General features: G+C 67.9%; 16 protein-coding genes and 2 pseudogenes. 7 read left to right on the plus strand and 11 right to left on the minus strand.

The features are described 5' to 3' along the window. Nucleotides 1-96 precede the first annotated feature (96 nt). From ACTWQR_RS48725 to ACTWQR_RS48735, 3 genes are all read left to right on the plus strand, one after another. Nucleotides 97-513 (plus strand): SHOCT domain-containing protein, encoded by a 417-nt coding sequence (locus ACTWQR_RS48725; protein ID WP_443233776.1) that lies wholly within the window; start codon nucleotides 97-99, stop codon nucleotides 511-513. Nucleotides 514-1,128: 615 nt separating this feature from the next. Next, nucleotides 1,129-2,424 carry a cation:proton antiporter gene (locus ACTWQR_RS48730; RefSeq protein ID WP_443233777.1) on the plus strand — a complete coding sequence of 432 codons (1,296 nt, stop codon included), beginning with the start codon at nucleotides 1,129-1,131 and terminating at the stop codon, nucleotides 2,422-2,424. Nucleotides 2,425-2,901: 477 nt separating this feature from the next. Further along, entirely contained in the window at nucleotides 2,902-3,393 is a 492-nt protein-coding gene (locus ACTWQR_RS48735) for an SRPBCC family protein (RefSeq protein WP_443233778.1), read from the plus strand. 123 nt (nucleotides 3,394-3,516) lie between these two features. Here the strand turns inward: ACTWQR_RS48735 and ACTWQR_RS48740 are convergent, their stop codons facing one another. Continuing rightward, nucleotides 3,517-3,705 carry a hypothetical protein gene (locus ACTWQR_RS48740; RefSeq protein WP_443233779.1) on the minus strand — a complete coding sequence of 63 codons (189 nt, stop codon included), beginning with the start codon at nucleotides 3,703-3,705 and terminating at the stop codon, nucleotides 3,517-3,519. 659 nt (nucleotides 3,706-4,364) lie between these two features. Here ACTWQR_RS48740 and ACTWQR_RS48745 point away from each other — a divergent pair. After that, on the plus strand, nucleotides 4,365-6,716 hold the full coding sequence (locus ACTWQR_RS48745) for an arylsulfatase (RefSeq protein WP_443233780.1): 2,352 nt from the start codon (nucleotides 4,365-4,367) through the stop codon (nucleotides 6,714-6,716). Between the two features lie 27 nt (nucleotides 6,717-6,743). On the opposite strand, the gene ACTWQR_RS48750 is transcribed toward ACTWQR_RS48745, so the two are convergent. The 3 genes and pseudogenes from ACTWQR_RS48750 to ACTWQR_RS48760 all read right to left on the minus strand — a co-directional run. Beyond that, nucleotides 6,744-7,064 carry a hypothetical protein gene (locus ACTWQR_RS48750; protein ID WP_443233781.1) on the minus strand — a complete coding sequence of 107 codons (321 nt, stop codon included), beginning with the start codon at nucleotides 7,062-7,064 and terminating at the stop codon, nucleotides 6,744-6,746. Nucleotides 7,065-7,287: 223 nt separating this feature from the next. Beyond that, nucleotides 7,288-7,632: pseudogene (locus tag ACTWQR_RS48755) on the minus strand (DUF2252 family protein); the annotation flags it as partial. A 72-nt stretch (nucleotides 7,633-7,704) separates the two neighbouring features. Beyond that, nucleotides 7,705-7,815, minus strand: a pseudogene (locus ACTWQR_RS48760) (DUF2252 family protein); the annotation flags it as partial. Between the two features lie 341 nt (nucleotides 7,816-8,156). Here ACTWQR_RS48760 and ACTWQR_RS48765 point away from each other — a divergent pair. After that, entirely contained in the window at nucleotides 8,157-8,582 is a 426-nt protein-coding gene (locus ACTWQR_RS48765) for a DUF7144 family membrane protein (RefSeq protein WP_443233782.1), read from the plus strand. Nucleotides 8,583-8,941: 359 nt separating this feature from the next. Beyond that, nucleotides 8,942-9,169: a DUF5133 domain-containing protein gene (locus tag ACTWQR_RS48770; RefSeq protein WP_443233783.1), complete on the plus strand. Its 228-nt coding sequence runs from the start codon at nucleotides 8,942-8,944 to the stop codon at nucleotides 9,167-9,169. A gap of 554 nt (nucleotides 9,170-9,723) precedes the next feature. On the opposite strand, the gene ACTWQR_RS48775 is transcribed toward ACTWQR_RS48770, so the two are convergent. The 6 genes from ACTWQR_RS48775 to ACTWQR_RS48800 all read right to left on the minus strand — a co-directional run bounded on the left by ACTWQR_RS48775 (nucleotide 9,724) and on the right by ACTWQR_RS48800 (nucleotide 17,968). Continuing rightward, nucleotides 9,724-11,142 carry a DUF2252 domain-containing protein gene (locus ACTWQR_RS48775; RefSeq protein WP_443233784.1) on the minus strand — a complete coding sequence of 473 codons (1,419 nt, stop codon included), beginning with the start codon at nucleotides 11,140-11,142 and terminating at the stop codon, nucleotides 9,724-9,726. A gap of 534 nt (nucleotides 11,143-11,676) precedes the next feature. Beyond that, entirely contained in the window at nucleotides 11,677-12,969 is a 1,293-nt protein-coding gene (locus ACTWQR_RS48780) for a DUF1254 domain-containing protein (RefSeq protein ID WP_443233785.1), read from the minus strand. A gap of 231 nt (nucleotides 12,970-13,200) precedes the next feature. Further along, complete coding sequence (locus ACTWQR_RS48785; protein ID WP_443233786.1) at nucleotides 13,201-13,416, minus strand: hypothetical protein; 216 nt, start codon at nucleotides 13,414-13,416, stop codon at nucleotides 13,201-13,203. Between the two features lie 276 nt (nucleotides 13,417-13,692). Next, nucleotides 13,693-14,262: a potassium channel family protein gene (locus ACTWQR_RS48790; protein WP_443233787.1), complete on the minus strand. Its 570-nt coding sequence runs from the start codon at nucleotides 14,260-14,262 to the stop codon at nucleotides 13,693-13,695. A 701-nt stretch (nucleotides 14,263-14,963) separates the two neighbouring features. Further along, entirely contained in the window at nucleotides 14,964-16,196 is a 1,233-nt protein-coding gene (locus tag ACTWQR_RS48795; RefSeq protein ID WP_443233788.1) for a PP2C family protein-serine/threonine phosphatase, read from the minus strand. Between the two features lie 1,073 nt (nucleotides 16,197-17,269). Further along, nucleotides 17,270-17,968, minus strand: a complete 699-nt coding sequence (locus tag ACTWQR_RS48800; protein ID WP_443233789.1) for a DUF2637 domain-containing protein — start codon at nucleotides 17,966-17,968, stop codon at nucleotides 17,270-17,272. A gap of 209 nt (nucleotides 17,969-18,177) precedes the next feature. Here ACTWQR_RS48800 and ACTWQR_RS48805 point away from each other — a divergent pair, with 209 nt between their 5' ends. Next, nucleotides 18,178-18,570 carry a hypothetical protein gene (locus tag ACTWQR_RS48805; protein WP_443233790.1) on the plus strand — a complete coding sequence of 131 codons (393 nt, stop codon included), beginning with the start codon at nucleotides 18,178-18,180 and terminating at the stop codon, nucleotides 18,568-18,570. Nucleotides 18,571-18,717: 147 nt separating this feature from the next. On the opposite strand, the gene ACTWQR_RS48810 is transcribed toward ACTWQR_RS48805, so the two are convergent. After that, nucleotides 18,718-19,800: an IS110 family transposase gene (locus tag ACTWQR_RS48810; protein ID WP_443233791.1), complete on the minus strand. Its 1,083-nt coding sequence runs from the start codon at nucleotides 19,798-19,800 to the stop codon at nucleotides 18,718-18,720. Between the last annotated feature and the right edge of the window lie 809 nt (nucleotides 19,801-20,609).

The following is a 20,609-nucleotide window of genomic DNA, read 5'->3' on the forward strand; positions in this document are numbered from 1 at the left end:
GGGCGACCCCCCCCTCCCGGGCCGGCAAGGGGCCTGCGGCCATTCCCCTCGCGCGCACCGCGGGCTCGACACGGACGACACCAAACAGGAGAAGCAATGGGCGGCAATGTGAACCTGGCCTACGACTACCCCGTCCTGGGCGCCTTCTGGACGGTCATGTGGATCTTCCTGTGGATCATGTGGATCTTCCTGCTCTTCCGCGTCATCGTCGACATCTTCCGCGACGACTCCATGAACGGCTGGGCCAAGACGGGATGGCTGGTCTTCACGATCGTCCTTCCCTTCCTGGGCGTCTTCGTCTACGTCATCGCCCGGGGCAAGGACATGGGCAGGCGTGAACAGAAGCACACCCGGGCCAAGTTGGAAGAGACGGACCGGTACATCCGCGAAACCGCCGGTACCACCGCACCAGCCAGCGAGGCGGACCAACTCGCCAAGCTCTCGGAGATCCGGGCCCGCGGCGACATCTCCGACGAGGAGTACCGCCGGGCCAAGGAGAAGGTCCTCCACTAGTAGCCGCACCCGCAAGACCCGTCGGGAGGGAAGAGCCCGGGGCTGTCCACCCATCAGCCCGCGGTACCGATGGTGCGCTCGCCGCGTGGGGCGTGCCCATCGGTCCGAGCCCGACGAGACAGCGCACCGGCTGTGGCAGGGGGCCGGGTCGGCGGTAGAGCCCAGGGGCGACAAACAGCCCACGCAGCTGTGACGGCAGCGGACTCCCGCGCCAACCCGGCGTACAGAACCATCGACCATGGCGTCCGCAAGCCACCGGCGACGCGCTCTCACTCTGCACCTGGTCGGGGGCATAGAGCACCCCATCGGGCGAAGTTGTAGTTCAGATTGCAGATCGAGTTCACCCCACAACAGTGGCGGAAAGTGAGGATGGCCGATCACGAGGGGACGCGCAGGGTCCTTCCTGATGAGTGATCAATGTAGGGGTCGATGTTCCATGGTCGATGACGATTCAGGTAGCGCGCGCTCACTCTGCGTGCAGCGGGGGGGCCACGGCGGGTCCTGCCTGCGACATGCCCCCCATTGCCGCCGCAACGGTGTCGTCGCCCGTGGTTCCAACCTCCCCGACAGCAGCTGTGTCCACTGCGGCCACGACGACACGGCGGAGAGGGCACGGTGAGCGGCAGCGCCTGGGCGGGGGCGGCCGTGGCCGCCGTAACGGCGGGCTACGCCCTCTTCTCCCGGCGGCTGGCCACGACCGCCGTTTCGGCGCCGATGGTGTTCGCCGGCGTCGGAGTGGCCATCGGCCCGATCGGACTCGACCTGCTCAGCCTGGAGCACGACGCCGGCCCCGTGCTCACCCTGGTCGAAGCCGCCCTGACGCTGGTCCTGTTCACCGACGCGATGTCCGTACGCCGACGGGATCTCCGCCTGGGTGGATTCCTCCCCGGCCGCCTGCTGGGGATCGGCCTGCCGCTGACCATCGGGGCCGGCTGGCTCCTGGCATGGCCCCTGCTGCCGGGCCTGACCCTGTGGGAGCTGGCCCTGCTCGGTGCCGTTCTCGCGCCGACCGATGCCGCTCTCGGCAAGACCGCGGTCTCCGATCCACGTGTCCCCCCACTGGTGCGCGGCGGCCTGAACGTGGAATCCGGCCTCAACGACGGTATGGCGCTGCCCTTCTTCCTACTCTTCCTCGCGGCTCTGCCCGGAACCATGACCTCGGAGGAAGGGGCCGCCGGAGTCTTCTGGCGCGCGCTCGTGCTCAGTACCGCATGGGGCCTGGCCGTGGGAGGGCTCGGCGGGTGGCTGTTGCACCGGTCTCGCGAGAAGGGCTGGATCAGTCGTGACTGGCGGCAGACGTTCGCCCTGGCCGTCGCCGCAGGCGCGTACACACTTGCCGTCGCCACCGAGGGGAGCGGCTTCATCGCCGCCTGGGTAGCGGGTTTCGCCTTCGGTGTCTCCCTGCGGCGAAGCGCGCCGGCCGACGCACCGGCCGCCACCGACGGCACCGCCGACCTCGCCGGGCATCTCGCCGAACTTCTCGCCTCCTTGAGCTTCCTGGTCTTCGGGGCCGTCCTGCTCGGGCCGACGCTGGAGGACCTCGACTGGCGAATCATCACCTATGCCGTGCTGAGCCTCACGGTGATCCGGATGCTGCCTGTCGCCCTCTCCCTGGCCGGGACGGGCCTGGCCCTTCCGACGGTCACCTACATCGGGTGGTTCGGGCCACGGGGACTCGCCTCCGTCGTCTTCGGGCTTCTCCTGGTGGAGGAACATGTCCCCGGCGTGCAGCTCCTCGGCCGGGTGATCGCGGTCACCGTCGCGCTCAGCATCCTCCTGCACGGCATGTCGGCCGTGGTCCTCGCGAAGCGATACGGCACCTGGCACAGGAAGGCCGCCGAACGGAGACCGCATCTGCGCGAGGGTGCGCCCGAGGACGGAGAGGCCGGGCACTCGTCCCCGGCCCGGTAGGGCAACGACGGACGACGGAGGATCCGAGGATTCATGAGTGCCGACGTGGACAGGCGCACAAGTTCGGCGCGAGGGTGGGCAGTCCGAGTGGCGATCACCGCGCTAGCGGTCCCTGGCGGTGGCCGTGCAGGCAGCAGTTGGCCTGCTCCCGCCGCTTCGAGACCCGTGTCGGCCCTCCGTCACCGGGCACAGACGCCACTTCCTCACGACGCAGATGGGCCCGCCCTACTCAACCGGCAACCCAGCCGAACTCGCATTCTCGGACGGGATTCGTCCGCTGGATCCGGGAGACGCGCTGGTCGTCTCGGCCACGCAAGGCCATCCCCGTGCCGACCGCCGTCCGACTCGTCAGCAGACACCCGTGCCACCGATCCGCCGCCCGCCGCCCGCCGCCCGCCGCCCGCCGAAAGGACGAAAGGACGAAAGGACGAAAGGACGAAAGGACGAAAGGACGAAAGGACGAAAGGACGAAAAACCATGCCCCACCGACTGCGCTCCGAAGACCTCGGCTTCCTCGAACGAGCTGCTGTCCGACGCACACGCACCCGAGACCTCCACGCATCCGCAGACGTCATCTTCGAACAGTTGGCGGCCCACCCCGAGAACTGGCCGCGCTGGTTCGGGCCGGCGAACGAATGCCGCTATGAAGGAGCACCCCCCTACGGCGTGGGAACGATGCGCCACCTGCGCATGTACCGGCTGATCCGGGCCCGCGAGACCCTGCTCGTCTGGGAACCCGGCGAGCGCTTCACCTACCAGGTCCACGAAACCAGTGCGCGCGGCGTCACGGCCATGATGGAGCAGTGGATACTCGCTCCCTCGGCAGGCGAGCGGACCAGAGTCAGCTGGACGATCGCTGTCGACTGCGCGCCCCCCGTACACCTACTGCTTCGGGTGAGCCAGCGCCACATGGACAAGATCTTCCGAGAGGCGATGAAGCGGCTCGAGGGCATGTGCCGCCGTCCCTGACCTTCCACCGTGGCTCCGACAACTCAGGGCGCGCTCGTACTCTCGACGACCGGCCCAGCGGTCATGGGCCCCACGTGCGGATGGCCTACCCATTGCGTGGTCTCGGCAGTGGACAGTGGTCGCTCACCTGCCACCCTCGGCTCCGGGCACCTGGGCTGGCTTCTCACGCATCGGCTCAAGGTCCGTGGCCGACGGCACGACCGCCGCCTGCCAGCGGATGACGTTGATCGTCTCGACGAGCTGCTCACGCAGCATCTGGCAGAGTCCGGCCCGCCCCTGTGGAGCCCAGGCCGGTCCATCCGAACCGCTCATACACACCTCCGCCGGGCGTACCCGCCCTGAACAATGTCCGCCAGACGCGCCGATCCGGTCTGTAGCCACCAGCGAGAGGGAGACGGGGAGGCGGGCGGGGACCGGGCATCCCACTGTCGACGGGCATGCGCAGGCCCCGGGTTGCGGCGGCCTCCCGCCAACGCCTCGGCTCGCGTCGAGCCCTCTCACCCCGACAAAGCCGGTCACCAGCGAACAGCTGCACAGCGTCCCCTGCTCTGCCCCCGACGCTGATCGCATGCTGCACTGCCATACCGTCCCCAACGACGCCATCTCGCTCCCGAGGGCCCGCCGAAAGGGTGGCTTCGGCCGCTGCCCATCCCGGAAGGTCGGCAACTACGACGGAAATACCGCCAAATGGCCCGCGCACTGGTCACTGGCTAGCATGAGAAGTGGAGCGGTCTCTGACACCACTCGCAACGGCAGACCCGGCAATACCCTGCCCCGGACCCAGCCGCTTCGCCTTCGCGCGGTCTGCTCTGCCGAACTCCTGCATAACCGTGACCGTTGGATGCACCGGCTTCTTGCGATGACCGGCCGCAATCGATGCCCGGCGGTACACGGACACCTTTCTCCGCAGGCAGCGATAGGCGTTCCAGTCGTCGGCATCGTACGGCTGGCACGCTCGGAGGATCAGGCGCATGGCGACGAACGAGTACAAGCAGGGGACCGCGTTTCCCGGAGTGATCGGCCGCACGGCAGAGGAGTCGACGCCCGCTTGGCCACAACCGATGCGAGCCGTTCCCGGCACGCCGAACGTCCTTTTCATCGCGCTCGACGACACCGGATTCGGCCAACTCGGCTGTTACGGCAGCCCGATCGAAACCCCCCACATGGACGGGCTCGCCGCGAACGGCCTGCTGTACAACAACATGCATACGACGGCGCTGTGTTCGCCGTCGCGTTCGTGCATCATCACCGGCCGTAATCATCACGCCAACGCGATGGCGTGCGTCACGGAATTCGCCACGGGCTATCCGGGATACCACGGCCGGATCCCGTTCGAGAACGGTTTCATCTCCGAGATGCTGGTGGAGCAGGGCTACAACACCTACATGATCGGCAAGTGGCACCTGATGCCCTCGGAGGACGAGTCCGCCGCCGGTCCCTACGATCGCTGGCCGCTCGGCCGGGGCTTCGACCGGTTCTACGGCTTCCTCGGCGGCGACACCAGCCAGTGGTATCCGGACCTGGTCTACGACAACCACCAGGTGGAGCCGCCCGCCACACCGGAAGAGGGCTACCACCTCACCCCGGATCTGGTTGACAAGGCCATCTCCTTCATCGCCGACGCCAAGCAGGTCGCCCCCGACAAGCCGTTCTTCCTGAACTTCTGCACCGGAGCCACGCACGCACCGCACCACGTGCCCAAGGAATGGGCGGACCGCTACCGGGGCAAGTTCGACGAGGGCTGGGACGCCTACCGCGAGACCACCTTCGACCGCCAGAAGCAGTTGGGGGTCGTCCCCGCCGACGCGCGGCTGTCCCGGCACGACCCGGACGTCCCGGAGTGGAACTCCCTGTCCCCCGACGCCCGCCGTCTCGCCACGCGGATGATGGAGGTGTACGCCGGGTTCCTAAGCCACACCGACCACCACATCGGGCGGCTCCTGCAGTTCCTGAAGGACACCGGCGAGTTCGACAACACCCTCATCATGCTCGTCTCCGACAACGGGGCCAGCGCCGAGGGCGGCGTCACCGGGACCACGAACGAGGGACAGTTCTTCAACAACGCCCCCGAGCCGGTCGAGGACAGCCTCGCATCGATCGACGAACTCGGCGGCCCGAACACGTTCAACCACTATCCCTGGGGCTGGACCTGGGCCGGCAACACCCCCTTCAGGCGGTGGAAGCGCGAAACGTATCGCGGCGGCGCCAGCGACCCGTTCGTCGTCCACTGGCCCCGGGGCATCAAGGCCCGCGGCGAGGTACGCGGCCAGTACGCCCACATCGTCGACATGGTGCCCACCGTGCTCGACGTACTCGGCATCGAGCCCCCGGCCACCATCAAGGGCGTACCCCAGTCGCCCCTCCACGGTGTCAGCCTCGCCCACACCTTCGACGACGCGACCGCGCCGACCCTGCACCGCACGCAGTACTTCGAGATGCTCGGTCACCGGGCCATCGACCACGACGGCTGGCGTGCGGTGTGCCCCTGGCCCGGTCCTTCCTTCAGCGAGGCAGGCAGGCCCTTCGGCACCCCCATCACGGCGCAGGAACTGGGAAAGCTGGACGCCCAGCACTGGGAGCTGTACCACGTCGCCGAGGACTTCGCCGAGACCCAGGATCTCGCAGCCGACAACCGCGGCAAGCTCATCGAGATGATCTCGATGTGGTACGTGGAGGCCGGAAAGTACAACGTCCTGCCCATCGACAGCAGCGGCGTGCAGCGGGCAGTCGTGGAGCGGCCGCAGGTCTCCGCACCGCGCACCAGCTACGTCTTCCGGCCCGGCACACAGACCCTGCCCATGGCGGTCGTGCCCCGGGTGCTCAACCGCCCGTTCGGCGTCACCGCCGACGCCGAGATCCCCTCCGACGGCGCCGAAGGCGTGCTGCTGTGCCAGGGCACCAACGTCGGCGGCTGGACCTTCTATCTAAAGGACCGCAGGCTGCACTACGCCCACAACTACCTCCGGCGCGACCTGTTCAGCGTCTCCTCAACCGAGGAGGTGCCCGAGGGCCGACACGAGCTGCGCTTCGAATTCGAGCCGACCGGAGAGCCGGACATCGCCCACGGCAAGGGCATGCCAGGCCGCGCACAGCTCTACATCGACCGCCGCCTGGTCGGCGAGACCCAGATCCCGGTCACCACACCACTCATGTTCAACCCCGGCGGCATGACCTGCGGCGCCAACCCGGGCTCAGCCGTCACGACCGACTACAGGCCGCCCTTCCGCTTCAACGGCACCCTGCACACCGTGACCGTCGACCTGTCGGGCGAGCTGATCACCGACTCCGAGAGCGAGATCCGGATGCACATGGCCCGCCAGTAGAAGCGCAGGCCGGCAAGTCGAAGCCCGTCAGACGCCGCCCTGGGACCAGTGCAACTGGATCTCCAGCCACTGGCTCTCCAGCCGCCAGGCTTCCAGCACCGAAACCAGCCGCCGACTCAGCCCGGCCGCGGTCAGGGACCGCCACGGACAGCCCGCCAGGAAGTCGCTCAGCACCGCGATCCGCTCGTCCTGGCGGGCCACTCCCTCTGCCCCGTCGATCCGGTGGGGGCCGATGGCGGCCAGAGCGCGGCGGCTGACAGCCTCGGGCGTGAGCGTCCGCCACGCATATGGGGCGAGCGCCTCCGTCACGGCGACGACGTGCGCGTCGTCCGGGGCAACGAGTCTCATCACGGGACGCCCTCCACAGCGGCTGTTCGCCTTGCCGGTAAGTGGCTGACGCAGGTCGCCAACGACAACAGCTCGTCGTCCACGGCTCCCTGCATCAGGACCCACAGCAATCGGCACGCCTTGACCAACGCCGGTCCACCGACGCCGGTCGCAAGGAGCCTTCCCGAAGGCGGACAGGATGTCCAGCCTCCGTGTGCCGGACTCCCGTACGATCCTGCAGCCCTCAGGTCGCTTCGGCCGGGACCCGTCCGGCTTGGATGGCATTGACCAGAGCCTGGTGCTCCTTCTCGTTCTGGTCCGCGTACACCTCCGCAAACGTCACCAGCGCACGGTCGAAGACATCGCCGCCGCCCAGGTACGCGGTGATTACGATACGGCCGCCGCACCTGGCGTGGGCGCGGGCCAGCGTGGCACCGCACAGCCGACCGAACGCAGGCCCCTCCATGTTGGAGGCTACAGGTATGCCCTTCCAGTCCCGCAACTGGCGCTCCTGCGGCTCGTCTGCGTCAAATCGGGTGTACCAGAAGTAACCATTGTTCAGTGCGGCGAAACCCCGATTACGCTCCCAGACCGCACGGCCGCCCGCACCGCCGACGCCCGCTCTTTGGAACTGAAGCCGTTCACCCGGCCCGCGATGAACCAGACTGGCCGGTAGCCGCTTGACGCCCCGTTCCCACGGCCCGGGCAGCGTCTCGTCGAAGTCGTTACATGGCAGTGACGCCCGCCACCGCCACACCGGTCCAGGCGCCACTGCTCATGCTCCGGCCCTCCGGAGCCACTCGCCGGACACCCCCGGTGGATTGTCGACTCCTGTGCAGGTGCGGCAGCCTGGCTGGTCCCTTTGATCCGCAAAGGGCTGCCCGCCGACATCGACCAGGACACGACGGACGGTGCCGCCTCAGGAGGGCGACGGCGGACCGGGGCGCCGGGAACCGGTCGGCCCCGTTCCGGCCGACGCAAGTCCCGTCTTCCATCGGGCCAACGACCGGCCCTCCCTGCCTCTCGCCCGAATGGCCGCGTCCCGTCAAGCGGTGCAGGGTGGAGAAGAGGAGCTACGAGTGTGTGGCCCCAAGAGGAATCGAGGGATGCGCCATGGCAACAACTGCTACCCCCCGCCGATCGGAAACATCCCAGGCGGCCGCGGGCGGACTGGTGACCTTCGCCGCCGTGATGCTCTTCATCTCCGGCGTTCTCGGCATATTCCGGGGCATCATGGGCATCGCGGAGGACGACGTCTTCGTCACCACCCCCAACTACGTCTTCAAGTTCGACCTGACCAGCTGGGGCTGGATCCACCTCATCCTCGGAGCGGTGGCCGTCCTGGTGAGCATCGGCCTCTTCTCGGCCACCGTGTGGGCGAGGGTTCTCGGGGTGGGGATCGCCGGGCTGCTGCTCATCGTCAGTTTCCTGTCCATGCCGTACTACCCGGTGTGGTCGATCACCCTGATCGCGCTGTACTCGTTCATCATCTGGGCGCTGTGCGTGGTCAAGCGTGACGCTTTCACCGGTCGAGTCTGATAGCCCTCGCGCTTCCCGACCCTGCCGGTCCGATCCTTCCGTGATCGCGGAGGCGCACTGGTGCAACGGAGCCGTGCGTCATCGTCGTGGCCACCACGGAGGTGAAGAGCGGCTGGACGCAGCGTGCGCCCCGCCGAGACCAGGCCCCCGTAGAGCGGGACAACGGTCGAAGGCTGAAGGAGGACGCGTTTCGCCGGGGCATCCGCCATGGTGGCCGCAGACCCTGATCACTGGTCAGGCTTGGCTGGCCACGGCAGCCCAAACGACTCCCGGCCCTCAAGGTGCAGCCGGGCGCCGACGGCTGCGACCGTTGGAGTGATGCGCTGGATGGTCCCAATGGGCTAGCACTGGAGGCGGCCATGACGGTGGTGGCACATCCTTCGATTCTGCGGGAGCTGGTCGAGCGGTGTGAGACGCTCAGCCGGCACGCCGCGTCCGACGGCAGCCCGGAAGTCGCGCGCCGGCTTGAGGACGCGACGTACACGCTGTGTGTGGTCACCGGCACCCGCCAGTTGGATACGGCGCTCTCTGTGGCCCGTGGGCAGTTGGCTGACGCCATGACACGACAACAACCGTTCCACCACTGACACGTACCCGGCGTCCGGGCGTCGCCATCGTCCCGCGGGCAGGGCTCAAAGCGAGTCCTGCGTCGGGCGGGCGGAGGAACTGACCGGCGAGCGGTTCAAGGTGCTGTGCCCGACGGCGTATTCGACACCGCCGTCTTGGCCCGCTCTGGATGCGTGCCGTGTGCCGCCGCCAACGTCAATCGGACGGGCACACCGGTCCGCTGTCTCCGGAAGACGACGCGAGCAGGGCTTGCACTGGGGATCCTGCCGTGCCCGCGTGTGTGTCGGGCCCTCGGGCCCGCGTGTCAGGTTCGCGAGCCCGAGGGAGCCTGCCGTGTACTCCTGCATGGGTACGTCGCCGTCGGCCAAGGCCGTCATGACCGGGTCGACGATGCGCCACGTCTCCTCGGCCTCGTAACCGCGGATGAAGGGTGAACGGGACGCCGAACGGGAACTCAGCCTCATATCGCGCGAGCCCTCCGAGGGCGGGCATCGGATCAGCCTCCACCGTTGTCCCGCATCAGAACCGGAGCCCTGTCGAACAGACAGACCACCAACCGATGACGCAGCGCGCATCAGGCCGCTTCGGCAGGGACCCGTCCGGCCTGGATGGCGTCGACCAGGGCCTGGTGGTCTTTCTCGTTCTGGTCCGCGTAAAGCTCGGCGAACGTCACCAGCGCGCGGTCGAAGGCGTCGCCGCCGCCCAGGTAGGCGGCGATCGCGATCCTGTCGCCGGACCTGGCGTGGGCGCGGGCCAGGGTGGCGCCGCACAGCCGGCCGAAGAGGGCCATCCTCTTCGGCGACATGTTCTCGGCGACGGCGATTCCCTTCCAGTCCCGCAACTGGCGTATGTAGAAGTCCCGTTGTTTGCCGTCCATGCCCGTGAGGCGTTCCCAGCCCAGGAAGATGTCACTGGTGGCCTGCATGAGCCGTTGGCCGGCGACGACCCGCTCGCCCTGGGTGGTGAACGTACTGCCGCCGACGTAAGGCGCCAGAACCGACTCGTCGGCTTCCTTGGCCTGGAGGAACAGGGGATCCTCGTCGTCCTTGCCGAGCAGCAGGATGATCCAGCAGCGGGTTCCCACACTGCCCACACCGACCACCTTTCGGGCCACGTCGGCGAAGCCATAGCTCTCCAGCAGGAACCGGCGGTCCGTCTCCAGGGTCTGGCCATAGCGCTCGATCAGACGGCTGAGCTCCTTCTCCAGCTCGCCGCGTTCGGTGTCCGGCAGTAGATCCTGGAGCCGTACCAGCAGCGGCGGTTCGGGAGCGATCTGACGCCTTCCGTCGATGACGTGCGTGAGTTTGTCGAAGACCTGCAGCGTGTCATGAGCACGGGCCCGCTCCCGGGTCTTCTCCCAGCGATCGCGCACCCCGGCGCTCAGCAACGGGGCGAACTGCTGCTGCAGCTCGTCCGCGTCGAAGCGGGTGTACCAGACCTCGAGATTGCCCAGCCCCGCGAAGCTCCGCATGCGCTCGCGGTAGGACTGCACCGCCGCCCGCACCACCGACGCCCGCTCCTTGCTGCTGAAGCCGTTCGCCCGGCCCGCGATGACGAAGCTGGCCGACAGCCGTTTGACGTCCCATTCCCACGGTCCGGGCAGCGTCTCGTCGAAGTCGTTGATGTCGAACATCAGCCGGCGTTCCGGCGAGGCCAGCAACCGGAAGTTCAGCATGTGAGCGTCCCCGCAGCACTGCACCCTGAACCCGCTGCGCGGCGTCTCCGCGAGGTCAGCGGCCATGATGGAGGCAGCCCCACGGTAGAAGCGGAACGGCGCCTCGCTCATCCTTCCGTAGCGGATCGGCACGAGTTCCGGCACCCGCGTCGCGGACTGCTTCTCGATGATCTCCACCGGGTCCGTGCGCTTCGGCGGAGGTGTGAACTCGGCGTGGCTGGAGCGGGGCACGTCGGCGCGTGCGGCCTTGCCGCGGGCGACCCGATCCTGCGGGGTGAGGTGCCGCGTGTCGGCGCCGGAGAGATGGTTGTCTGTCATTGCGGACGCTCCACGATGTGGTGGCCGACGCGGAGGGCGTCGGCGCTGCCGTCAGGAACGGATCGACTGTTCCGATGCTCGGGACGAAGCTCGCGCCGACGGTACGGAGGTTCGCCGAGGTCGTGGGCCTTGCCATTGACGTCGAGTGCGGAACCGGCCGGATCGCTGTCACAGCGGACGGTGCTACTCCGGCCCCGCCGAATGGGATATGCGCATCCACTTACAACCTAACCCCGAACGGTGCTCCGGACGACTGGGACCCCCTGGCCGTCGCACACCCAGGGAGCCAGATCCTGCGGTCCGCGTCGTCCAGGCATGGCCGCCAGCCCTCTTGTTGACGATGTGCACCCGATCGCGTATGGCGTCCTGAGCCGTCGGCCGGGATGCGAGGCGGGTCCCCCGTTGGATCAGGGCACGATCTTTCTCAGGGTGCGGGCGTGATGTGCTCGGGCGCATGGTCGGGATGTAACCGGTAGTGATGGCCTCGGAAGTCTGAAACAGGATCAACCGGTCGAGGCCGGCAGCCGGAATCGGTCATCGCATCCGTTGGATCGGCGGGATACGGTAGCTGCCGGCTTGGACCATGAGCTGGTTCTCGGCGCGTCCGTCGAGCATCGCCTGCTCGGGCTGGTATACGCGGACGGTTACGTTGAACGGGCCACTGGGCGGACACGGCAGCCAGTTCGCCTCCCGGCCCGGGCCCGGCGATCGAGCCTGGATGTACACGTCAAATGATCCGTCCGGGTTGTATTGCACCGGAGTCCCGGAGGTAATCCCGTAGCGCTCGACGGGGTTTCGCACGTAGAAGTTCTCCCGGTACACCGAAATCGACCAGACATCGCTGTGGGAGGGAAACAGGCCGCCCTTGTCGAAGTGAATCCTGTAGTCGCAGGCACCGTCCAGTGGCCTTCCGTCGCCGTCGACGAAGGCGCTCGGATAGATCGCGTCCTCCGACCACAGTGCGCCCAAGCCGACGAAAGCGACAAAGGCACGGGTGTCGTAGTCCGTGCCGTACCTGCCCAAGTTCAGCGGCAGGAGCCAGCCGTTGACCGTCTTCATCTGGTACGGGGCTGATTCGAGCAGCCCCCAAATCTTCTTGGCCGCCCTGCTCAACCCTCTCGCCGTGGCCGGATCCACCTGGTCGGCATCGAATTCCTTCTGCGATTCCAGGCCGATCCACCGGAGTTTTCTGCGCATCGGCCCGTCCTCTTTCCGGGGCGGGTTGTCTTTCAGGGCAGCGGCCAGGCGCTGGAAGAATGCGGGACCATCCATGAGCCGGACCTGGTCGAACGGAACGGCCGTGGTGTCCACCTCAGGATCGACCGGAGATTCGGGCGCGGGCGCGTACTCGTCTCCCCACGCACTGAGCGGGGCGATCTTCAGCGCGTCCTGCAGGGCGTGCACCTCGGGAAACTCGCGCGCATCGGTCGCCGCGATCTGTGCCAGGATCCACGCGTAGCGCGTGTCGCAGCGGTAGGTCGCGTCGATGTCCGGCGGTGCCGTGCCCTGCCAGTTCGGTCCGGTGATCAGACAACGCCCCGACTGCTCGCCGGTGGTGCGCGTGCCGAGGGAGGCGAAGTTGTCGGTCCACATGTCCATGATCTGGGCGACCAGGTAGTGCCCCTGTGGCGCCGGATGCGAGAAGACCAGTGGCTCCGCGTCAAGATCGAGGAATGCGGTTGCCCACAGGGAACTTCGGCTGATCCGCACCACGTTCTTGAAATCCGGGTCGACAAAATCGCGCATGCGATGGAATTGGTTGACCGGTGCGCTGTATTCCCCCGGACGCGACGCCGCGGTCATCACCTGCCTGGTGACGTCCATCATGACCAGAGGGAAACCGTAGGCGTACGCGTACATGCCAAGGAAGTACGCCGCCTGTTCCCGCGCCCAGCCCTCTGCCCGTCTGCCGCCTCGCCCGGCTGCGCGAATCGCGGCCCTGGCGGCGTCCTTGACAACCATTCTCAACCCACTTCCGCTCCGCCTCGGCGAGTGCGCCTCTAAACGCCCGCACAAGGTGACCTTCGGTCTCGCCGCCGACCTTGTTCGCGGCACGACTCACAGCAGGCTCGACTTCGTCGGCGGCCTGGCGCGGGAAAGGACGAACAAGTCGGCGTCATCAGCCAGGGCAGTGGCGGACATCTGCTCCCCGAGCTTGCCGGCGGTCTTGTGGCGCGTCAGCCTGCCGGCCCCGGCGCCGATCGCCGTCGTGGCCGACAACGGCGGTGCGAACAGCCCGACTACGACGAGTGGACTCCATTTCCAGACTGACACGGTGGGAGCCGGGCCGCACCTCCGGCATGCCCGCCCGGCAACCACAGTTCGGCCCCGCCGTCCATCTCCACCACATGCAGTTTCGTCGCCGTTGAGCTGATCCGAAAGACGAGCGACATATCCGCTCTGCCGATGTTGGTGCCGACGTCGATGCCGGAGACCCGGGACCTGCCCCTCCTGCAGGGCGCAGTCCTCAAGTGAGGAGATGTCACAGTGGCGATTCTTCAGGCGGTTGTCCGGTTCGGCGAAAGGCGGTGCGGCCTCGGGTGATCGGGGTCAAGCGGAGTCTTCCGAGCCCGGTGGCTCGCCGGAGCTGGCTGGCCGGGCCTCTTCCGCGACCCGGACAGCACCGAGGAGGATTCGCGCGACTACTCCCACCAGAATCACGTCGACCAGCATCTGCACCATGGTCAGAACCCGTGCCGTCCCGGTGACCGGGGTGATGTCCCCGAAGCCGACCGTGGCGAACACCGTGACGGTGAAATACAAGGCGTCAGTGCGCCCCAACGTCTCAGAGAAGGGGTCGGCCTGGTTCTTGGACAGCAGCACATATGCTGCGGAAAAGATGATCAGGAAGATCGGTCCGGCGGTGGCCAGGGTCTCGATGGCGCGTAGCCGGGGATAGACGGATCTCGTAATGGTCCGGATCTGCCAGGCAACCATGCCCGCGAAAAGCGCAAGGCTTACGGCCAGCGCGATCGCTGTGCCGATGCCGAGCCCCTGGTCCAGCGGCACCAGGTAATAGACCACTACCAACAGGACCACAGTCACCGAGGATCGGGCCACCGAGAGCAACAGTCGACGGCGCGGCACGTGGAGGCACTCGGCCTGCCGGGGTTCTTTCATGTCGTCACCATGGGCGCACGTGCGTCGTGCTCACGCAGATTTCGGGACCAGCTGGACGGGCTCGGGCTTCGCGTCCGCAGAGCCGCTTTCACTATCACGGCTGGAGACTTCGGAAACGCTCTGGACGCCGTCCCACGCGCCTCATACAACCCTTTTGGCGGTGCCTTACGCGTGGCGGGCATGCGGCACAGCTCCGAGTGAATCTGTGCCGCCTGTACAGCAGAGAGATACAGCAACCCCCAGCGCCGTCCCTGTCCAGCAGCGTCCGCGGACGGCCGTTGCCCCACCGGGATGACCGCTGTAAGCGACGGTCGAATTGTGGCTCGGCCAAGATTTTCCGTGAAGCCGCCCAGGGAGCCGTCTGCTCGTGACCCGACGACCGGCCCGGCCGGGCGCAGAACTCTGGCCGGGCCGGAAACGGGCCTGCGGACCTTCCTCTCGCGCGCACGGCGAGCTCGGCATGGACGACACGAATCCGAGTCCGACGAGACACGGCACCGACTACGGCAGGGGCCGGGTCGGCGGCAGAGACCAGGGGAAGGACAACAGCCCACGCAGGCCGATGTCCGCGAGCACCCGCAACGGATCGGCGCGCCTCCCACGTCTCCAGCGTGCTCTCACCACTCGGCTCCTCCGTAGAGCGGAATGACTCTGATGCTTACCTCCAGCCGCGGCGTGATTCTGACTCCGGAGCACGCGGGTCACAGGCGGAGGATGACCAGCGCCGTGTCGTCGGTGTTGCCGGTGGGTGGGAGGAGGTCGGCCAGGAGGGCGTCGGCCAGGGCTTCAGGGCCGGCTTTCCCGTGGCGGACGAGGGAGTCGGAGAGGCGGGCCAGGCCGGTGTCGATATCCTCGTGACGGCGTTCGATCAGGCCGTCGGTGTAGAGGACCAGGGTGGAGCCCTCGGCGAAGGCCGTACGGGCCTCCGGCCGCGGTACGTGTTCGGGGCGCGCGCCGAGAGGCGGGTCGGTCGCCTGGTCGAGGAAGGTCACGGTGCCGTCGGGGTGGAGCAGGACGGGCGGTGGATGGCCCGCGCTGCTGTACGTGAGGGTGTGAGTGCCCCAGTCGATGAAGATCTTCACCACGGTGGTCGACTCGGCACCGTCGACATGGCGGGCATACAGTCCGAGGGCCTCCAGGGCCCGGGCCGGGCCGTCGGCGACACGGGCAGCCGCGCTCAGCCCGCTGCGCAGCTGCCCCATGATGCAGGCTGCTTCCAGGCCATGGCCGACGACGTCGCCGACAGCGACCGCGATGCGGTCATCCGGCAGGTCGACCAGGTCATACCAGTCACCGCACACATTCAGCGTGCCCACAGCGGGCCGGTAGCGGACGGCTGCTCGGTGGTGCCCGACCGGCGTGGGGGCGGGCAGCATGGCCGCCTGCAGGGCCAGGGCTACCTCGCGGTCACGCGCTTGAGCCCGGCGCAGGCGTTCGTTGACTTCCTGCAGTTCACGGGAGCGGGTGTAGAGCTCGGCCTCCAGTACGCGGGCCCGGCTGCTGTCGCTGCCTGTGCCGCCGCGGGCGCGGATGAGTTCGGTGACCTCCTCCACCCGGTGCACGATCAGCACCACGTTCCCGTCCGAGTCCAGCACGGGTGCGTTGACCGGGCTCCAGAAGTGCTCCACCCAGTGGCCAGGCCGCTCGGGATCCTCGATGTCGTAGCGCAGTAGCGCCATCGTGTCGCGCTCGCCGGTGGCCACCACACGCAATATCGACGCCTGGGTCTCCCGCATGCCGGCCGCGGCCGGGTCGTTGGGGTTCTCGGGGAACACGTCGAAGATGTAACGGCCCAGCAGCTGCTCGCGGGTGCGCCCGGCCAGCCGGAGGAAGTCTTCGTTGGCGTCGGCGTACTCCAGGTCAGGAGTGAGCAGAGCCACCATGCCCGGCAGGGCGTGGAAGACCGCAGCGTAGTCGATCCGCGGATTCCTCATGTGCTGCCCGCCTCGGCGCCGACCGTCACTTCACTGATGCTCCACGATAGGAGCGACGCGCCATGGAACCGGGCCACTGCTCCCCGCGGGCCCGGCAGTCACCTGGGCGGCCCCGTCATGAAGGTGCGGTGCCCGTGTCTGTGCCGCTTTCCGAGAGAGGTCGGTGCGGCGGACTTCCCGGGGCCGGTGCTGGCGGGGAGTCATCTGTGCCCCATGAAGGACACCACGGCCGACGCTGGCCGGCCCGGCCGATGAAGTGGCACTGGCCGCCCTACAGCCTCCGAACACGACCAGCAGCGCAAGGCAGATATCGGTAACTTCACGCGCTCCGAGCGCGCGCAGCGGGACAACGATGAGCCTGCGGAGAGAACCAAGTAATCGCCAGGGCGCGCGACATGCTGAAGGCAGCCGGCCTGCATGGGCGCAAGTACGCCATCGACGCCATTCCGGCGGCTGTGGCCGGGCGGGAAGCCGTGCAGGGAGCTCGCCGTTCTTCACCTCCGACACCGACGACATGAATCAACTCTTCGCGGGACGCTCCGTGCGACTGACGAGGCGCCGCCCGCACCTCACTCCGGCCACTCGCAAGCGCTCCGAACAACCATGCCTTCGTCGGACGGCCTCCAACACACGTATTCAGCACACACGGGAACGGGAGGCACCGTGAACACGTGAGAACTACGGAGGAGTGTTTTCCCAAGCCAGACACCCCAAGGGCCACGTTTCCGTAGGTCAAAGCCCCACTCAGGGAAAACTCCTAAAGCGGGTGTCGCAGGTTCGAATCCTGCCGAGGGTTCGAACCTGCGCGGCGCAAGCAGTTCAGAAAAGCGTGCTCCACGTCAGCCGACACGCGTCTTCGGCAGCTGTGCCGACATGGTCACCACGAGCGAGTCTCCGCGCGTCACAGCGGGTACGGCCTGACAGCCCTTGTCATCGGCTCCCGCCGGGGGCGCCAACCTGCGCAGTTCTGTCGGCATTTGAGCGCCGCATCGCAGAACTGCCGCCGACCACTGTGTGTCTGCAGCACTGGTCCTCACCCAAGGCGTCGCTTGCCGTACGCTTTCCGGCGCAACTCACTTCGAACCCGGCCCACCGTGTGCGCCTATTCGATCATGAGGTGTATCAGCGCCCTTGCCATTGCGACGGCTCCCCCGTACAAGATCCGCCAACTGCCTCGACCGATACGCGCCGATACGGAGTTCCTTCCGCAGGGTCTCAACCGAAATGGGGCGCTCATGCAGTTCCCGATGCCTGGTATCCAGTATCTGCGCCCGCGCCAGCAACGGATCCTCCCCCCGCTCCGGACGCTCACCCATCACGAGACCGTTTCTCTCACCCTGGTCTCCGGCCACGCCAACTGGGCGGTGCACCAACAACTCCACCGACAGCAGCAACGCGACCGGAGGCCACCCGGCGACCAGCACCGGCTTCCACTCCAAAGCAGGCGCCGCTGCGATGTTCGCCGCCAGCGAGACCGCGATCCCCAGCAGAAACGCCGACCACACCGCGCCTCGCGCCCGGCGTGTGTGAGGCGCCGTGGGCTTCAGCAGGCCGACCGTGGCCAGGAGCAAGAGCCCGTCCACGGACAGCGGCCACAACGACGCGCTGACCTCATCCGCCCCACCCTGCAGAGCGAACTCCCGCTGGTGAACGTACGAGGCATACGCGGCGACTCCGGCAACGACGAGAGCACACAGAGGCCGGATCCACGCGTCCAGATCGAGACCCCGGCTCCCCGCCGCCCCCTCCCGAGGCTCGCTGGCATCACTCATCGAACCCACCACCCGGCACGCTGATCCAGTGCACAACGCGTGCACACTTGCGCGGGAACTCCCGGGAACTCGCAGGTAGAAGCGGGAAGCGCCCGAACACGGGAAAGGGCCCTGACCAGGCCATAAGACCAGGTCAGAGCACTGCTGGCAGACGAGTTGGGCTGTACGCCGAGTACATCCGTGAGAAGCGTGCCGAGTTCGGAGCGATCGTGGTCGACGTCGGCGGCGGCAGCGCGAAGCTGTTCCACGAGGCTGTTACCGAGGCGAACCGGCTGATCGTGCCGGTCGCCCCCACCAAGATCGAGCGCCGCAAGCTCGTGGCCACCTTCGACGAGGCCGAGCGCGCCGCCGCCCGCAACGAGCGCGACGTCACCGCCCACGTAGTCCTCGTCAAGGTCGGCGACCGCACCAGCCTGCCCCGCAACGCAAAGGACAAGCTGCTGGAGCCCGAGAAGGGCGAAGGCATCGGCCCGGACCGCGACGAGCCGCTCCCGCTCGCCGAGACCGTCATCCACTCCTGGGTGCACTACATGGAGGCCTTCGGCGAGATCCCGACCGAACTGAGCGAGTACGCCGAACTGATGAAGGAGCTCACGGCATGAGCACCGTATGAAGCCCCCGGCCCGCCGCACCGGTCGCACCCTCGGAGGGGCCAAGAAGGCGGCCCCGCCGCACCCTCCCCCGGCCGCCGAGCTCACCCCCGAGCAGTACGCCGCCGAACAGGCCGCCCCCGAGGCTGCTATGTCGTGTCAAGCGGCTTGAGCGAGTTCTTCGACGTTTCCAAGTCGGTTTCGGTCGACGCGCTCAAGGATCTTGAAGATCTGGCGGCAGACCACCCGCTTGAGGCACCGCTGCGCGTCACGGGAGGTCTTCCCTTCGGCGATCTTGCGTGCGACGTACGTCTTCGTAGGGGGATCGAGCCGCATCCGGATCAAGGTGATCGTGTGCATGGCCCGGTTGAGCTGCCGGTCGCCGCTACGGTTGAGACGGTGACGGTTGGTCAGCCCGGACGAGGCAGGGATCGGCGAGACACCGGCGAAGGAGGCGAAGGCGGCCTCCGACCGGAATCGTCCCTGATGAGACCAGCTGACCAAGATTTGGGCGGCGGTGATCGGTCCGACTCCGAGCAGGTCGAGAAGCTCGGGAGCCTGCTGCCGCACCAAGGTGAGGATCTCGTTCTCGAGCTCCTTGGCCTCGGCCTGCAGGGCCTGGACGCGCTGGGCCGTGGACCGCATGGCCCGCACCGTCATTCGGTGCTCGAGGTCCTGGGACGGGCGGTCGCGGAACTGAGGGCAGTAGGCGACCTGGGCGGGGCGCTTGAGCTTCCGCAGCTCGGCACGGAGGTCGTCCGGCGCGGAGACGATCAAGGCTTTGAGCTGGTTGATCGCGGCGGTGGAAGCGAGGACCGCGCCGTGACGGGTGGCAAGCAGCACCCGCAGTGCCTCGCGTTCGCCGCGAAGGCGGGGCTGGATCAGATGCTCGGTGGCCAGGGCCTCTTTGGCAGCCCGGATGGCGTCGAGCATGTCGGTCTTGCGGCCTCCGCGGTTGGCGGCTCGTTTCGGGCGGCAGACCTCGACGACCTGCTCGCCGGCCTGGTCCAGGAATACCGCGAGGCCGGCGCCGTAGCTGCCGATACCTTCCAGGGCCCAACAGCGGCGGCCGGAAACCTGCTGGCGGGCGAAGTCCAGCAGTCGCCGGTAGCCGCGGGCGTTGGCCGGGGAATCGGTGCTGGCCAGGACAGCCCCGATGGGGCTGACGGCGGCTGCGGCGAGAGTGTCGCGGTGGGTGTCGACGCCGATGACGCCATCGACTTGTTCTGCGAGCATGGTCATGCGGTTGCTCTCCTCCGGACGGACGACCGTGACGGCGTCGGCCTGGGTGGAGTCACCACGTGGCGGAACTGTGATGAGTCACGCCGGAAGGCGGACAAGCTGCTGATCAAGCCAACGGGTGGGCCGGGCCGACGCCCGGATCCGGCAGACATCTCGGGGGAACGGCAGTCCCTGACGGGACGCCAGTTATGTTGCGAGTCATGCCGGATCACGAGCGCCGAGCCTGGCAGCAACCCATCCCGGGCCGCAGAAGAACTCTCACAGTTATGTTCTTCGCGGTCCTGCAAGAGGACCGCTGGCCTCCGGGCCCGGCATGACTGTTCCCCCCTGTCGAAGGGATGACCTGGGGGGTGGTGTCACCGGGCCCGGAAGGTGCCGTCGGAGACGCTGATCAGAGGCCCGGCCACCGTCCGGTCCGGCGCAATGCCGGACAGCCCCCCAGGGCGGAGGCCGTCCCCCTGCCAGCGAACCGCAGGTGCAGCCCGCACCTTCCGCCGTTCCCGCCGAGGCATCGGCACGGGGCCGGACCGAGACGGCGCCGGAAGTGGCGGAGCCCTCCACCCAGCCGACCGTTGAGGTCACGCGGAGCGGCCCCGTGCCGGAGCCAGACGCCAGTCAGCTGGGCGTCGCCGCCTCGGAGACGAGGGATGGAATCCGCTGGGGAACCAATGGAGACGCGGGTGCCGCGTGTGCTCCCGCTCCCGAGCCCGCAGCACATGCGGTCCAGCCCACGCAGCCGACCGAGCCCGTTCCGCAGCACGGCCCGTCCGCGGCTCCTGGCGCAGCCCCGGCCGCTGAGGTGGCGCTTC

Source organism: Streptomyces sp. 2A115, assembly GCF_052245575.1.
Taxonomy (GTDB): Bacteria; Actinomycetota; Actinomycetes; order Streptomycetales; family Streptomycetaceae; genus Streptomyces.